This window comes from Pseudomonas sp. PA1(2017) (assembly GCF_001945375.1).
In the GTDB taxonomy this organism is placed as follows: domain Bacteria; phylum Pseudomonadota; class Gammaproteobacteria; order Pseudomonadales; family Pseudomonadaceae; genus Aquipseudomonas.
This window is the reverse complement of sequence record NZ_MSXU01000003.1, coordinates 17,222-32,754: the sequence shown is the minus strand read 5'-3', so window position 1 is coordinate 32,754 and position 15,533 is coordinate 17,222. Positions and strand designations below refer to the sequence as shown.

The window sequence follows — 15,533 nt, the reverse complement described above, 5'->3', positions numbered from 1 at the left end:
TGCGCTCGACCCAGGCTACGGGTTGCTGGGGTGCAAATGGATGGCCAGCCACAGCGCGCCATCGCTGGTGCGCTCCACCCGGTGGGGCGTGCCAGCGGGCATGAACAGTTTCGTAGCCTGGGTTAGCCGAAGGCGTAACCCGGGACGATGGTAAGGGCTTGCACAAATCCCGGGTATCGCTGCGCTCAACCCAGGCTACGGGTTGCTGGGGTGCAAATGGATAGCCAGCCATAGCGCGCCGTCGCTGGTGCGCTCCACCCGGTGGGGCGTGCCAGCGGGCAGGAACAGGTGGTCGCCCGCGCTCAGCTCGATCGCTTCACCTGCCACTGTCATGCTCGCCTCGCCGCGGGCCAGCAGTACCCATTCATCCTGTTCCTGCACGTAGTCCACCGACTCGATCCGTGACGAGCTGAGGATCCGTTCGATCTGCAGGTTGCGGTGGCTGAGAAGGGTGTCGAAGCGCTCACCCTCGGCAGGCGGCTGGCTGTCATGGAACAGGTTGGCAATGAGCATCGGGCGGGCTCGTGTTCAGCGGCGGCCGGGTTTGGGCACGCCGGCGACCAGCAGGTGGTGGTGATCACGGCAGTAGAGTTCTTCGTACCAGCCGTAGTGGGGATCGTTGCAGTAGCCATGTTGCAGGCAGGCCGGCAGATGCGCGAGGTCACTCTTGAAATCATCGCGCAGGGCGGCGAACAGCGAGTCGGGCTGTGGCCAGCCGGCGCGATGCGGCGCCTGGCCGAGGCGGTTGCCGCTGCTCAATTCGCGGGCCAGCACCGCGGCCAGCTCTGCGCAGAAGGTCATGACGCGCTCGGCACCGAGCCGATTTCACGAGCCAGACGTTCGACCTGTTCCTGGCGTTCGACCTGATCGACCCGGGCGCCCGGGTTCAGCGACGACCATTCCGGCCGTGCGCGGGCGACGCGCAGGGCGCCCGGCAGCTTGCCTTCGCGCCATTGGCTGTCTTGCAGGGCGCCGAGGCGCACCGCTTCGACGGCCGCGTGGCCGCGTTGATCCAGTGCGGCCAGCAAGTCCTCCTGGCGCAGCGCGAGCAGGCGCAGCACGGCGTCGTCGACGGTCAGCTCGCGTTGGCCCTGGAGCTTGCCCTTGAGGCGCGAGCCATAGTTACGCAGGGTCTGCGCGCCACCGCCGAGCAGCGCGCCAGCCAGAGCGGCGGTGCCCAGGGTCAGGCCGCCGACCAGCAGATCCACACCCGCGCCGGCCGCGGCACCGGCGGCCGCGCCGCCGCCCAGGCGGATGCCCAGTTGCTTGATGGTCTCCGGGTTGAACAGATCCTCGCCCCAGCGGCCGTCCAGCAAGGGCAGGTCGTCGGCGCGAGCATCTTCGCGGCGAAAGGCGTACAGGCGCAGCAGGGCTTCCACGCAGCGTTGTTCACGCTGGCGCACCTGGGTGCGCAAATCCTCGATGGCGCTTTTTTCCAGCTCCGGCTGGTTGGCGACGCTGCGCCGGCAGGCGGCGCAGTCGACCAGCAGCTCGGCGATCAGCCGCTTGGCGCTGCGGTGGCGAGCCACGCGCTGGGCTTCGTGATCGTCGATCAAGCGCTGCAATTGCGGGCGCGACTTCTCGTGCATCAGCGCCAGGCTTTCGTACAGGCGGCGCTCACCATCGAGCGGCGGCGCCACGCTGTCGAAACGCACCAGGGCATGCAACCCCAGGCGCGCCAGGGCTTCGCGCCAGTCGTCCTCACGGTGGTTGGCGCTGGCCACGAAATTCAGCACAGGCAGCAGCGGCCGGCCACACATGGCCAGCACGTTCAGCTCGTCGCGGTATTTGGCCAGCACCGGCTCGCGGGCGTCGATTACATACAGGCCGGCGTCCGAGGCCTGCAGCTGACGCAGCACCTTGGCTTCCTGTTCGAAGCGCTGGCGCGCCTCGCTGCCTTCCATGAAGCGCGCCAGTCGCGCCGGGCCGTCGAGGCGCTCGCCGGGGCGGTCGAGCCCGTCGAGGTAATCGAGCAGGGCGATGGCATCTTCCAGGCCGGGCGTGTCGTAGAGCTCCAGCAGCGCCTCGCCGTCCACCGACAGGCGCGCGCCCTCGACGTGGCGGGTAGTGCTGGGGCGGTGGGATACCTCGCCAAAGCCGACGTCACGGGTCAGGGTACGCAGCAGCGAGGTCTTGCCGACGTTGGTGTGGCCGACCACGGCGAGTCTCAGGGCCTGGGTCATAGGTACTGGCTCCCGTGTCGATCCTGTAGGAGCCCCGACCTCGGGGCGATGCGAAGGGAGCCATGGAGCCGTAGCAGCGGTACGGTACCCATTCGCTGGGAGGGCGCGGCTCCTACGCTGATTCGGGCCTCAGTGCGGTAGGGTGGATGATGCTTGACCGATCCACCAGGCTTCACAGTTGCACGTTGGATGAAAGGATCGCCGGCTGCGCGCCCCGATCCACGCCTACGGTTCTCTTCAGTCATGGCCGGTCTCCAGCCAGGTCAGCGGCGAGCTGCCGCGGTGGGCCAGTTGCAGGTCGTCCAGCGCCTTGTGCCAGTCGCCGAGGCGCTCGCTGTCGAGGGTCTCGCCCTGGGGTGGCTGCAGCAGCCAGATGCGTGTTTCGCCGGCACTGCGGGCCAGTTCGGCGAGCAGTGCCAGGCTACCGCGGTCCGGCGAGCGCCGTGGATCGCAGGCGATGGCCAGGCGCGCCGGCGGAAAACGGGTGAGCTGGTCGAGCAACTGACGGCGTTGCTCACGGCTGTCGATGATCCCGGCGTCGGCCACCGACTTGGGCAGCGCCGGCGGCCAGGGGCGGCGGTCGTCGAGTTCGATCGCCACCAGCAGTGCGCCGTCGCTTGCGGCGACGCCGGCAGCCGGCTGCACCCGATGCAACTGCGTCGGTTCGGCATCGCAGATGCCTAAGCGCTCGCTGTTGGGTTGCAGGCGGTCACGCAGCAGGTCGTAGCCGGGTTGCGACAGGTCCAGGGTCAGCCGGGCCGTGCCGGCTCGCCAGCGCCACAGGCACACCAGGCCCAGCAACAGGCGCGGCAGCAGCCCGTAGATCACCAGTACGCCGATCAGCCAGCCAGCCCAGGCGTGGCGGGCGGCTTCCAGTGGTAATGGGCTGTCGCCGCTGGCGCGGATGGTGGCGGCATCGGGCACCGGAAAACCGAGCAGGCCAGGCAATGCGCCCAAAGCCTGGGTCAGGGCGACGAAGGTATCGCCGCCGAGCAGAGTGGTCTCCCAGACGAAGCCATAGCGGCGGGTGGAGAGCAGCGCCAGCAGCATTACCAGGGCGGTGGTCAGCGCCACCAGCCAGAGGCCGTGTACGGCCATGCCGACCAGCCAGCGATTGAGGCGCTGGCGACGCAGCAGCAGAACCAGGGCCGGGCCGGTGTGCAGTGCGCTGGCATCGCGGGCCAGCTTTTCGCTGAGCCACAGCCACAGACGGCCGAGCACCGCGCCATGACCGCCACCGAACAGCAGGCCGAGCAACCAGCCCAGCAGCATCAGAATATGCAGGCCGAGCAGGCTGCCCAGGGCCCAGAACACGTTCACCGGCGTCTGCCCGTCACCCAGGGCCGCTACCGCCAGGCCGGCGCCACTGGCCAGGGCCAGCAGGCCGAGCAGCAGCAGGGCCAGGCGCGCGCCTTGCAGCCAGTGGCGCTGCGCCTGCACTTGGCCGTCACGTTCGGCCAGGTGCAGGGCGCGGTGTTCGATACGGGTGGCCAGGTCGCCACCGGCTACCTGGGCGCGGCGGTTGGCTTCGCTGTCTTCGAGCAGGCCGGCATGTTCTTCGCGCAGGCGCACGGCCTCGCAGAGCCAGAGGCGTTGCAGCTTGGGTAGGGACACGCGATCTCCCGGTGAGTGTCAGTCTCCGGGAGCATACCCGCTGCGTGGTGAATGACAACAGCTCGCAACAGACCCTAAAGTGTGGCGGCGTCGCGCAGGCGCACGGCGATATCCGGCTGATCAATGAACAGGCCATCGATGCCCGTGGCCAGGAAGGCGCGCAGCTCGGCGTCGATGTCGCCGCGGGTGGCCGGGTCGCTGCCCCGTTGCAGGTCGGTGGGCAGGAACTGGTTTTCGGCGCGGAAGGTGTAGGGATGAACCTTGAGGCCGGCTGCATGGGCATCGGTGACAAAACGTGTCGGCTCACCCAGGCTGCCGTCCGGTTGGCGTGGGATGACGTAGCCCTTGTCCGGGCCCACGCCGTTGGCGTACTCGGCCACTGCCTTCAATCCAGCAGGCGTGGCCATCTGCGCGTAGGTCAGCGGATTACCCAACTCGACCTGATCCTGTGGCTGGCCCTTGCCGTACAACTGCACCAGGCGCAACGGGCTGAGCTGGCGCAGGGCCTTGAGGTTGCTCACTTCGAACGACTGGATAAACACCGGTGCCTCTGAGTCCCGATAGCCGTTGCGGGCCAGCACCTCGACCAGAGGTTTCTCCATGGCCAGCCCGAGCTGCTGGAAGTGCGCGGGGTGCTTGGTCTCGATATACAGGCCGATCTCGCGGCCCTGGCTGACCTGCAGCGCCTTCACCAGGCCGATGATTTCCTGCAGGGTCGGAATCTCGAACTGGCCATCCAGGCGCGTGTTGCCTGGGCGGATATCGGGGATGCGTTCGATGGCGCGCAGGCGTTTGAGCTCGGCGGCGGTAAAGTCCTCGCTGAACCAGCCATCGAGCTCGACCCCATCGATGCGCTGCTTGCGTTTGCGGTCGGCGAACTCCGGGTGCTCGGCCACGTCGGTGGTCAAACCCAGCTCGTTGTCATGGCGGGCGAACAGCTGGCCGTCCTTGCTCATCACCAGGTCCGGCTCGATGTAGTCCGCGCCCTGCAGCACCGCGACCGCATAGGCGGCCAGGGTGTGCTCGGGCAGGTAACCGCTGGCGCCGCGATGGGCGATGATCAGCGGCTTGCCGTCGTCGGCGCGCTTGGCTGCGGGGGCTGTCGGTTGTTCCGCGTTGGCGGTGAAGGGCAGGGCGAGCAGGGCGCTGAGTAGCAGCGCGCGGGGCTGGTGGGTCGGCATGGAGAGGGCTTCCTGGCGATTTGAAGGGTTAGCCTGCACCATCAACCATGGCGCGCGCATGACAATGCAGCAAGTCATGCGACGGCAGGCGGCCCTCTGCTATGCTCGCCGCCATGACGACTCGACTCCCCCTCTGCCTGATCGCCGCCCTCGCCGAAAATCGCGTGATTGGCCGCGACAATCAACTGCCCTGGCGCTTGCCGGCGGATCTCAAGCACTTCAAGGCCATGACCCTCGGCAAGCCGATCATCATGGGCCGCAAGACCTGGGATTCCCTCGGCCGTCCGTTGCCGGGACGTCTCAATCTGGTGGTCAGCCGCCAGGCAGGCCTGCAGCTCGAAGGCGCGGAAGTCTTCGCCACGGTCGAGGCCGCACATCAGCGTGCCGAAGCCTGGGCGCGCGAGCAGGGTGTCGACGAGGTGATGCTGATCGGCGGTGCCCAGCTTTATGAGCAGGCGCTGCCGGATGCCGACCGCCTGTACCTGACCCGGGTGGCGCTGCAGCCGGAGGGCGACGCCTGGTTTCCGGCCTTCGACGAGGCGCAATGGCAGCGCGTCGAGTGCGACGAGCAGGCGGCCACCGATGAGGCACCCGCACATCGTTTCGAAACCTGGGCACGCCGCTAGCCCGCCACGGCGCCGCACTTAAACGCGTTTCGGCGCTTCGCTGGGCTCGGCCACTTCGTCGCGGTCGTCGATGAATTCGGTTCGCGGCGAGCCGTCGGCGTTGAGCTGGAACACCCGGCTCGGCTGGCCCTTGGCATTGAAGAACACCTGACCAAGACCGGCGGAATTCCACAGCCGCTCGCCCGACCTGCTGTGTTTGGGAATGTGCGGGAAAACCTGCATGCGCCGGCGCTTGGTCAGCCAGTTGAGTGGTGACCAGGGCGCGTACAGCCAGCGATTGAGGCGGTCGAAGACGTCCAGCAGACGGCGTGGGAATTCGTTCTTCACGCCGCTGCTGGTGATCTGCCAGATGGTCGGGCCGCGCAACCGGTGCCGCACCTTGACCTCGTAGAAGAACGAGTAGTGCACGTCGCCGGACAGCACCACGTAGTCTCGGGGGGTGCGCGAGTGGCGGAAGATGTTCATCATCACGCTGGCGGCACCGCGGTGTGCCATCCAGTTTTCCGCATCGACCATCAGCGGGTGGCCGGCCCAGCTGAATATCCGCTGCACGGCTTCGATCAGCTTGACCCCGAACATCGGCGCCGGCGAGACGATGATGGCGCTCGGGTGGTCGAGCAGGTTCTGTTGCAGTTCGCTGAGCGCTTCCCAGTCGAGCAATCCGGATGGGCGCTTGAGGTTGCGCTCGCTGCGCCAGCGGCGGGTGCGGGTATCGAGCACCAGCAGCGCCGGGCTGCTGGGCAGCACGTAATGCCAGTGCTGGAAACTCATCAACTCGTCGATCAGGCGATCCTGGGCCGGGCTGTCCAGGCCAGCGTCTCGCGCTCGCTCGCACAGCGCTCGGGCATTGGCCAGCGGTTCGGCGAAGGCATCCGGGTCGTTGCCCCAGCCCTGGCACAGCAGGTAGCCGATCAGCGCATTGCCGATGATGCGCTTGGAGAAAGGATGGCCGTAGGCGGTTTCCTCCCACTGGGCCGACAGGTTCCAGTCATCGGTGATGTCGTGGTCGTCGAAGATCATCAGGTTCGGCAGGTGCGCCAGCACCCGTGCCACGTCACCGAGGTTGTCGACGAAGGCCGCGATGCAGGCGCGCTCGCTGTCGTAGCGCTGGGCGTCTTCGGCGTTCAGCTCGGGCGCCGCGTTATCGAGCAGTCGCCAGGGGGTGGGCGACCAGACCAGCAGGTACATGGCCAGCACTTCGGCCAGGGTGACCAGGTGGTTGTCGGCATTGCTGCTGGTGAAGATGGGTTTTTCCGTGCCACCGAAGAAGCGCTCGCGCAGGGTTTCGTTGCTCTTCAGCGCGGGCAGCAGATCGGCGCGGTGGTAGTAGCTGGCCGGGTGTCGATACAGGTCGGCACTGTCGTCGATGACGGCGCCTTCGAGCCGTTCGTAGTACAGGCCCAGGCGCTCGATCAATTGGTGGATGGCGTACAGCATCGGGCCGGCGACATCGTCGACATACACCTGGTCACCGCTGTGCATCAGCAGCGCGGGCCGTTCGTGGGGCGCATGGGGCGTGGCCAGCAGGCGGTCGGCACACGGTAGCCCGTCCTTGGCGGCATGGTGCGGTTTGCGGCAGGAGCCATGCAGCAGGTGATCGATGCGCGCGCGCAGCACGAAATTGGGACAGGTCGCGCCGTCATATAGCAGGTGCGTGGCCCACTCGGCGATGCCCTGGGTGCCGTCGATCAGCAGGTCGTAGTCGATCCGGGTGTCCTGGGGCAGCGGCGTGTCGAGGTGCAGGTCGATCAGGTGGATGACCGCGTGCTCACCGACCACCAGGCGCTGGCAGGCATCGTCGCCCAGTGGGTAATCACCGGCGGGCTGCTCGCCGGGCGCCAGGCGCAGCGTCAGTTGCAGCGGGCGGCTGGCGACCAGCCAGAGTACCAGGCGGCCCGGCTCCAGCCGGCGCAGTAGCGGGCCGGCGAGTACGGCGGGCAGGTCGGTAGCGAGGGCAGAGTCTGGCAACGGCATCCTGGATCGTTCGCGGCCGCTGTTCATTCAGCTGGCCTGGGGTTGGAGAATCAATAAGGACATGGCGCTTGGCCATTGGTTCTGCTGTCACAAAAGCTTCATGGTTCACTGCGCGGCCTTGCGCAGTTCATCCAGGTCGAGAATCTCGATTTCGCCGTAGGTCAGCCTGACGATACCGCGGGCCTGCAGATCCTTGAGTACGCCATTGGCGGTCTGCCGGGAGATGGCCAGCATCGCCGCCAGTTGCTCCTGGGACAGGTGGATGATGCGCCGCGGGCCCTGGGTTTCGCCATAGTCCTCGGCGATCAGCAGCAGGCGCCGCGCCAGACGCTGCGCGGCGGGTAGCAGGCTGATCTCCTCGAGTGCGATGAAGGCCAGGCGCACCTTGTGAGCCATCAGCAGGGCGAGGTCGCGCCAGTAGGCGGGATGCGTGTCGAGCAGGGCCAGGAGGCCGGTTTGGGACACGTGCAGCAGCGTGCTGGCGCCTTCGGCAACCGCGTCATGGGTGCGTGGCTGGCCGTCGAACAGGGCGATCTCACCGAACCAATGCGGCGCTTCCACCAGCACCAGCAGGGCTTCCCGGCCATCTTCACCCACGCTGCCGACGCGCATGGCGCCCTTCAATACGGCGTACAGCCCGCTGGGCGCGTCGCCACGGCTGAACAGGCGTTGCCCGGCCTCCAGGCTCAGCAGCTTGCCTTGCGCCAGCAACGCCTGTTGTAACGCTGGCGGCAACGCGGCGAACCATTGGCCTTGATGCAAGGTATCGCGCAGATCGTTCATGGAAATTCCGCTTTGTCGGCTAGCTGACAGTGCTGGCGCACGAGCTGCGCCATGATTAGGCGGCACGTACCCCGAGAGGATAACAACAATGAAAACCCTGGTGGATCACCTCGCCCAATATGCGGCCTATCACCGTGATCGGCGCAATATCGTCACTCACTTCGTCGGCATTCCGATGATCGTGCTGGCCGTTACCGTGCTGCTGTCGCGACCGGGCCTTTTGGTGGGCAGTCTGTGGCTCTCGCCGGCCACCCTGGCCGCGCTGCTCAGCACCCTGTTCTACTTGCGCCTGGACGTCCGCTTCGGTGTGGTGATGGGCGTGTTGCTAGGGTTGTGCCTGTGGTTCAGCGCCGGGTTGGCGATGGCCGGCACGGCGCTGTGGCTGAGCATGGGCCTGGGTCTGTTCGTGGTCGGCTGGATCATCCAGTTCATCGGCCATTTCTACGAAGGTCGCAAGCCGGCATTCGTCGACGACCTGATGGGGCTGATCATCGGGCCGCTGTTCGTGGTCGCCGAGGCGGCCTTTCTGCTCGGCCTGCGCCAGGACGTCGAGCATCAGGTGGTCGAGCGGGCCGGGCCGACCTGCATACGTGAGCGCAAGGTGGCCTGAGGGCGCCGGCTGGCTCTGCTAAACGCTTGATCAGCCCAGCGCCCGGTACTGCTGGGCTTGCCCCAGGAGCCAGTCACGAAAGGCCTGCAGCGCCGCCGACTCGACCTTGCGCTCCGGCACGGTCAGGTAATAGGCGCGGCCGCCGTCCGGTACCGGTCGATCGAGGGCGACCACCAGGCTGCCGTCCGCCAGTTCGCGCTGGATGAGAAACGGCGGGATCAACGCCACGCCCATTTCATGGCGGGCCGCCTCGGCGAGCATCGAGAACAGTTCCAGGCGCGGGCCGGTCATGTCGCGACTGATGTTCAGCCCCTGCGCCGCGAACCACTGGCGCCAGGCGTAGGGGCGGGTGCTCTGCTGCAGCAGCGGCAGTTCGGCGATTCGCTCGACGGTGGCCGGCTGGCCGCCGAGCAGCATGGGGCTGCACACCGGCGTCAGGTGTTCGTGCATCAGAAAATGCGCCTCGGTACCCGACCAGTCGCCATCGCCGAAATAGATCGCCGCATCGAAGCCGGTATCGGCGAACAGGAACGGCCGTGTGCGGTTGGTCAGGTGCACGGTGACCTCCGGGTGCAATCGCTGGAAGTCCTTGAGTCGCGGCAGCAGCCATTGCGTCGCGAAGGTTGGTACCACGGCGAGCTCCAGGCCCATGGCGCCCTGGGCACCCATCAGCGCCAGGGTGTCGCGCTCCACGGCATCGAGCTGTGCGGCTACCTTGGCCGCATAGGCGGTGCCTGCTTCGGTCAGCAATACGCCGCGGCGCGAGCGGCGAAACAGCTCAACGCCAAGAAAAGCTTCGAGCCCGGCGATCTGCCGGCAAACCGCGCCCTGGGTCAGCGCCAGTTCATCGGCTGCCCGGGTGAAACTCTGGTGGCGGGCGGAGGCCTCAAAGGCCACCAGTGCCGCGGTGCTGGGAATCTTTCGACGCATCTGTGCAAGTACCTCACTGGATAGCGCTTTTTATTGATATTCAGGCTATCTCGGAGTGAGCTTTTTGCACAGTGGCATGCAGATTAGTCGTTTGCGGGCAGCCGGCTAGGCTTTTAGGCTCAGCTCACACGTTACTGCCCGAGGATTTCACGATGGCTGGCAAGGCAAGCTTCAACTGGATCGACCCGCTGCTGCTCGACCAGCAGCTCACCGAAGAAGAACGCATGGTGCGTGACAGCGCTGAGCAATTTGCCGCCGACAAGTTGGCGCCGCGGGTGCTCGAGGCCTTCCGTCATGAAAAAACCGACCCGGCGATCTTCCGCGAGATGGGCGAAACCGGCCTGCTTGGCGCGACCATTCCTGAAGCCTACGGTGGCAGCGGCCTCAACTACGTGTGCTACGGGCTGATCGCTCGCGAAGTGGAGCGTATCGACTCCGGTTACCGCTCGATGATGAGCGTGCAGTCGTCGCTTGTGATGGTGCCGATCAATGAATTCGGCAGCGAGGCGACCAAGCAGAAGTATCTGCCCAAGCTGGCCTCTGGCGAGTACATCGGCTGCTTCGGCCTCACCGAGCCGAATTACGGCTCCGATCCGGGCTCGATGATCACCCGCGCCAAGAAGGTCGACGGCGGTTACCGCCTGACCGGCAACAAGATGTGGATCACCAATAGCCCGATTGCCGATGTCTTCGTGGTCTGGGCCAAGGACGATGCCGGCGAGATCCGCGGCTTCGTGCTGGAAAAAGGCTGGGAAGGCCTGTCGGCGCCGGCCATTCACGGCAAGGTCGGCCTGCGTGCGTCGATCACCGGCGAAGTCGTCATGGATAACGTGTTTTGCCCCGAAGAGAACGCGTTCCCCGATGTGCGCGGCCTGCGCGGCCCGTTCACCTGCCTGAACTCGGCTCGCTACGGCATCAGCTGGGGCGCGCTGGGCGCTGCCGAAGCCTGCTGGCACACGGCGCGCCAGTACACCCTGGATCGTCAGCAGTTCGGCCGCCCATTGGCCGCCAACCAGCTGATCCAGAAGAAACTCGCCGACATGCAGACCGAAATCACTCTGGCCCTGCAGGGCTGCCTGCGCCTGGGGCGGATGAAGGACGAAGGCACCGCGGCGGTGGAAATCACTTCGATCATGAAGCGCAACAGCTGCGGCAAGGCTCTGGATATCGCCCGGATGGCCCGTGACATGCTGGGCGGCAACGGCATCAGCGACGAATTCGGCGTGGCCCGCCATCTGGTCAACCTCGAGGTGGTCAACACCTATGAGGGCACCCACGATGTGCACGCGCTGATTCTGGGGCGGGCGCAGACGGGCATCCAGGCCTTCTTCTAAGCCGCTCCAGGTTGTCGATCGTTCCCGCGCCTGGCGTGGGAGCGCCTGCGTCATCTCCGTACGAGGCCTCTGCGATGTCCGGTGCTCTGTCTCATTTACGCGTACTCGACCTGTCCCGCGTGCTCGCCGGCCCCTGGTGCGGGCAGAACCTGGCCGACCTCGGCGCCGAGGTCATCAAGGTCGAACGGCCCAAGGTCGGTGACGATACCCGCCACTGGGGGCCGCCTTACCTGCGTGATGGAGAGGGGCGCGACACCAGCGAGGCGGCCTATTTCCTCGCCGCCAACCGCAACAAGCAGTCGTTGACCCTGGATTTCACCCAGGCCGAAGGTCAGCGCCTGGTGCGCGAGCTGGCGGCCAAATCGGACATCCTCATCGAGAATTTCAAGGTCGGCGGCCTGGCGGCCTACGGACTGGATTACGCCAGCCTCAAGGCAATCAACCCGCGGCTGATCTATTGCTCGATCACCGGTTTCGGCCAGAGCGGCCCTTACGCCAAGCGGGCCGGTTATGATTTCATGATCCAGGGCCTGGGCGGCCTGATGAGCCTGACCGGCCAGCCCGATGGCGGCGAGGGCGGCGGCCCGGTCAAGGTCGGCGTCGCGCTGACCGACATCCTCACCGGGCTGTACGCCACGGTCGCCGTGCTGGCGGCGCTGGCGCACCGCGACAAGACCGGCGAGGGCCAGCACATCGACATGGCCCTGCTCGACGTGCAGGTGGCGTGCCTGGCCAACCAGGCGATGAATTACCTGACCACCGGTGTTTCGCCGAAGCGCCTGGGTAATGCCCACCCCAACATCGTGCCTTACCAAGCCTTCCCGACCGCCGATGGCGACCTGATCCTCACGGTGGGTAACGACAGCCAGTTCCGCAAGTTCTGCGAAGTGGCCGGGCATCCCGAATGGGGCGCGGACCCGCGCTTTGCCAGCAACGGCCAGCGTGTCGCCCACCGGGCCGAGCTGATCCCGCTGATCCGCCAGGCCACGGTGTTCCGTACCACCGCGCAATGGGTCGGCCTGCTCGAAGCGGCAGGCGTGCCATGCGGGCCGGTCAACGATCTGCAGCAGGTGTTCGCCGATCCGCAGGTTATCGCCCGGGGGCTGCGTCTTGACCTGCCCCATCCGCTGGCGGGCAACACGCCTCAGGTGGCCAGCCCGCTGCGGCTGTCGGCCAGCCCCGTCGAATATCGCCAGGCGCCGCCGCTGTTGGGGGAGCACACCGAGCGCGTGCTCGGCGAGGTGCTGAGGCTGGACGCCGAGCAGATTCAGGCGCTACGGGATCAGGGCGTGATCTGACCCGGCGTGAGCCGACGAGTCAGAGACGCTGAGTGTACTCAGGCGTCCAGCTGGGAGGCCGGGCCGAAGAACTCGTAGTGGCACTGTCCGCCGGGAACCCCGAGGTCGTTCAGGTGCCGCTTGACCTGCGCCATGAAGGGCTTCGGCCCGAGGAAGTACGCGTCCAGGTCGCGGTCTTCCGGCAGCCAGTCGGCCAGTTGTTCGCGGCTGACCACACCCTGGGCATGGGGCTGGTCACCGTCACGCGGGGCGCTGTAGCAGAAGCGGTAACTGATCTGTGGGTAATCGCGGCTCTGTTCTTCGATCCACCGTTTGAAGGCATGTACCCCGCCGTGGCGCGCATAGTGAATGAAATGAATCGGCCGGCCGCTTTCGCGGGCCGCTTCCAGCATGGTCAACGCCGGAGTGATGCCTACGCCCGCGGTGATCAATGCCAGGGGCTTGCTCGAGGGGCGCAGCACGAAGTCACCCGCCGGCGGAAACAGTTCCAGGGTGTCGCCTTCCTGAACATGGTCATGCAGGTAGTTGGACACCTTGCCCTCGTTTTCGCGCTTTACGCTGATGCGGTAGTCGCGGCCGTTGCCCTGAGCGGAAAGCGAGTAGTTGCGGCGCTGTTCCTGGCCGTCGATGACCATGCGCAGGCCGATGTATTGTCCCGGCTGCTGGCGTAGCACGGCACCGCCGTCCACCGGCGCCAGGAGGAAAGAAGTGATCTCCTCGCTCTCGACGTTCTTGCTCACCACCCTGAAGTCGCGCGACCCGCGCCACCCGCCCGGTGCCTGTTCGTGTTCCTTGTACGCCTGCTCTTCCGCGCCGATCAGGATGTCCGCCAGTTGCCCGTAGGCCACGCCCCAAGCCTGGATCACGTCATCCGTAGCGATTTCCTCACCCAGCACTTCGCGAATGGCCCGCAACAGGCAACTGCCCACGATCGGGTAATGTTCCGGCAGGATCTGCAGCGCCACGTGCTTGTTGACGATCTGGTCTACCAGCGGGCCGAGCGCCTCCAGTCGGTCGATGTGCCGGGCATACATCAGCACCGCATTGGCCAGTGCGCGCTGCTGGGCGCCGCTGGCCTGGTGGGCCTGATTGAACAGCGGGCGTACCTGCGGATACTCCTTCAGCATCATCGCGTAGAAGTGTCGGGTCAGGGCTTCGCCGCCGGTTTCCAGCAGGGGCACGGTGGCTTTGATGATGGCGCGTTGTTGGTTGCTCAGCATGGTGATCGTTCCTGTCGCAAGGCATGGATGTTTTCTCTACCTGGCTCATTACAGATCCCGTGCCAACTTGCGAGGCCGCTGGATTACTGGGGTTGGGCATGCTATGAGTCTTTTTGACTTAGATGCTTTCGTGTCTTTATGACTCTATTGGTGTCTTTATGACTTCAAATCCGTTGCTGGTTGCCCTGCTTCCGCTGGTGGATGACCTGTCCCGCGAACTCCCCGAGCGTGAGCGCTATCGACGGCTGCTCGCTGCCTTGCGGCAGCTGTTTCCCTGTGACGCCGTAGCGCTGCTCAGGCTCGACGGCGAGGTGCTGGTGCCGCTGTCCGTGGAGGGGCTGAGCGCCGACACCATGGGTCGACGCTTCAAGGTGAGCGAGCATCCGCGCCTGCATGAGCTGTTGCAGCATCGCGGGCCCACCCGCTTTGCCGCCGACTGCGAGTTGCCCGATCCCTACGATGGCTTGCTGGAAGGGCAGCATGGGCACCTGGAAGTGCATGACTGCCTGGGTTGCCCGCTGTATGTGAAAGAGCAGCTCTGGGGGCTGCTGACCCTGGACTCGCTGCAGTCGAGCAGCTTCGGCCGTGTCGACCTGGGCATGCTGGAAGCTTTCGCCAGTCTCGCGGCGGCGACCGTGGCGGCCAGTGAGCGCATTTCCCTGCTTATGGGGCGCGTGGAAGATGAGCAGCGCCGCGCCGACCTTTATAAGCAAGCAGCTGCCGCCGTGCGGCCTAGGGAGATGATCGGTCAGAGCCCCAGGCACAAGGCGCTGCTGCAGGAGATTGAGTTGGTCGGCAGCAGTGACCTGACGGTGCTGATCAGTGGCGAGACGGGCGTGGGCAAGGAGCTGGTGGCCGAGGCGCTGCATGGAGCGTCGGCCCGGGCCTCACGACCCATGGTCAGCATCAACTGTGCGGCGCTGCCGGATACCTTGGTGGAGAGCGAGTTGTTCGGTCACGTCCGGGGCGCATTTTCGGGAGCGGTCAGCGAGCGGCGTGGCAAGTTCGAACTGGCTGACGGTGCCACCCTGTTTCTCGATGAGGTAGGCGAGCTGCCCCTGGCAGTGCAATCAAAGCTGCTGCGGGTATTGCAGAGCGGGCAGCTGCAACGCGTGGGGTCGGATCGCGAGCACCGGGTCGATGTGCGGGTGCTGGCGGCTACCAACCGCGACCTGGCCGAAGAGGTGCGTGCTGGGCGCTTTCGTGCCGACCTCTATCACCGCCTGAGCGTCTACCCGCTCAAGGTGCCAGCCCTGCGTGAGCGGGGGCGCGACGTGTTGCTGCTGGCGGGGTACTTTCTCGAAGACAATCGTGCGCGCCTGGGGCTGCGCAGCCTGCGTCTTGCGCCGGATGTGCAGAAGACGCTCTTGCAGCATGACTGGCCCGGCAATGTACGAGAGTTGGAGCACCTGATCGGCCGCGCAGCGATCAAGGCGCTGTCGGCCTGTGCCGAGCGTCCGCAGATACTGACCATCGACAGCCGTGCGCTGGACCTGCATCCCGCGCATCGTAGCTATATAGAAGAAGAGGTGAGCGGGACGAGCGAGTCAGAGGTACCGCCGGCGGGGCAGTCGCTTCGCGACGCGGTGGATGACTACCAGCGGCGCGTTATAGAGGCAGCCCTCGATCGTCATGCCGGGCGCTGGGCGGACGTGGCGCGCGAGCTGGCAGTGGATCGGGCCAACCTGCAGCGGTTGGCCCGGCGGCTGGGCCTGAAATAGGTCTGTTCAGGTTGCTGCTTATATAGAGGGAGCCCGGCTGGCAGCTTTATTTCAATTAG

The 15,533-nt window shown here is 66.1% G+C and carries 14 protein-coding genes; 5 read left to right on the top strand and 9 right to left on the bottom strand.

Annotated features, from left to right (window positions below; all coding sequences use genetic code 11):
• Positions 1-195: 195 nt before the first annotated feature.
• From BVH01_RS05275 to BVH01_RS05255, 5 genes are all read right to left on the bottom strand, one after another.
• Positions 196-513, bottom strand: coding sequence for a cupin domain-containing protein (locus BVH01_RS05275; protein WP_075929337.1), 318 nt, complete (start codon positions 511-513; stop codon positions 196-198).
• 15 nt (positions 514-528) lie between these two features.
• A complete protein-coding gene (locus BVH01_RS05270; RefSeq protein WP_027909010.1) occupies positions 529-801 on the bottom strand; it encodes a hypothetical protein in 273 nt (90 codons plus the stop codon).
• On the bottom strand, positions 798-2,183 hold the full coding sequence (locus tag BVH01_RS05265; RefSeq protein ID WP_075929336.1) for a GTPase/DUF3482 domain-containing protein: 1,386 nt from the start codon (positions 2,181-2,183) through the stop codon (positions 798-800). The genes BVH01_RS05270 and BVH01_RS05265 overlap by 4 nt, the downstream gene beginning before the upstream one ends.
• A 237-nt stretch (positions 2,184-2,420) precedes the next feature.
• On the bottom strand, positions 2,421-3,797 hold the full coding sequence (locus BVH01_RS05260) for a DUF2868 domain-containing protein (protein ID WP_075929335.1): 1,377 nt from the start codon (positions 3,795-3,797) through the stop codon (positions 2,421-2,423).
• 74 nt (positions 3,798-3,871) lie between these two features.
• A complete protein-coding gene (locus BVH01_RS05255; protein ID WP_075929334.1) occupies positions 3,872-4,978 on the bottom strand; it encodes a glycerophosphodiester phosphodiesterase in 1,107 nt (368 codons plus the stop codon).
• A 101-nt stretch (positions 4,979-5,079) separates the two neighbouring features.
• Between BVH01_RS05255 and BVH01_RS05250 the strand changes: the two genes are divergently transcribed.
• Positions 5,080-5,604, top strand: coding sequence for a dihydrofolate reductase (locus BVH01_RS05250; RefSeq protein WP_075929333.1), 525 nt, complete (start codon positions 5,080-5,082; stop codon positions 5,602-5,604).
• An 18-nt stretch (positions 5,605-5,622) separates the two neighbouring features.
• Here BVH01_RS05250 and BVH01_RS05245 read toward each other — a convergent pair whose 3' ends face one another.
• Complete coding sequence (locus BVH01_RS05245) at positions 5,623-7,578, bottom strand: alkaline phosphatase family protein (protein ID WP_256562708.1); 1,956 nt, start codon at positions 7,576-7,578, stop codon at positions 5,623-5,625.
• A gap of 105 nt (positions 7,579-7,683) precedes the next feature.
• Entirely contained in the window at positions 7,684-8,361 is a 678-nt protein-coding gene (locus tag BVH01_RS05240; RefSeq protein ID WP_075929331.1) for a Crp/Fnr family transcriptional regulator, read from the bottom strand.
• Between the two features lie 88 nt (positions 8,362-8,449).
• Here BVH01_RS05240 and BVH01_RS05235 point away from each other — a divergent pair, with 88 nt between their 5' ends.
• Entirely contained in the window at positions 8,450-8,971 is a 522-nt protein-coding gene (locus BVH01_RS05235) for a DUF962 domain-containing protein (protein ID WP_075929330.1), read from the top strand.
• A 30-nt stretch (positions 8,972-9,001) separates the two neighbouring features.
• Here the strand turns inward: BVH01_RS05235 and BVH01_RS05230 are convergent, their stop codons facing one another.
• A complete protein-coding gene (locus BVH01_RS05230) occupies positions 9,002-9,901 on the bottom strand; it encodes a LysR family transcriptional regulator (RefSeq protein ID WP_075929329.1) in 900 nt (299 codons plus the stop codon).
• A 152-nt stretch (positions 9,902-10,053) separates the two neighbouring features.
• On the opposite strand from BVH01_RS05230, the gene BVH01_RS05225 reads away from it, so the two are divergent.
• Together BVH01_RS05225 and BVH01_RS05220 are read left to right on the top strand one after the other, a co-directional pair.
• Positions 10,054-11,235 carry an acyl-CoA dehydrogenase gene (locus BVH01_RS05225; RefSeq protein ID WP_075929328.1) on the top strand — a complete coding sequence of 394 codons (1,182 nt, stop codon included), beginning with the start codon at positions 10,054-10,056 and terminating at the stop codon, positions 11,233-11,235.
• A 74-nt stretch (positions 11,236-11,309) separates the two neighbouring features.
• Complete coding sequence (locus BVH01_RS05220; protein ID WP_075929327.1) at positions 11,310-12,533, top strand: CaiB/BaiF CoA-transferase family protein; 1,224 nt, start codon at positions 11,310-11,312, stop codon at positions 12,531-12,533.
• A gap of 38 nt (positions 12,534-12,571) precedes the next feature.
• Here the strand turns inward: BVH01_RS05220 and hmpA are convergent, their stop codons facing one another.
• Entirely contained in the window at positions 12,572-13,753 is a 1,182-nt protein-coding gene (hmpA, locus tag BVH01_RS05215) for an NO-inducible flavohemoprotein (RefSeq protein ID WP_075929326.1), read from the bottom strand.
• 158 nt (positions 13,754-13,911) lie between these two features.
• Here hmpA and norR point away from each other — a divergent pair, with 158 nt between their 5' ends.
• Positions 13,912-15,474 carry a nitric oxide reductase transcriptional regulator NorR gene (norR, locus tag BVH01_RS05210; RefSeq protein ID WP_075929325.1) on the top strand — a complete coding sequence of 521 codons (1,563 nt, stop codon included), beginning with the start codon at positions 13,912-13,914 and terminating at the stop codon, positions 15,472-15,474.
• Positions 15,475-15,533 lie beyond the last annotated feature (59 nt).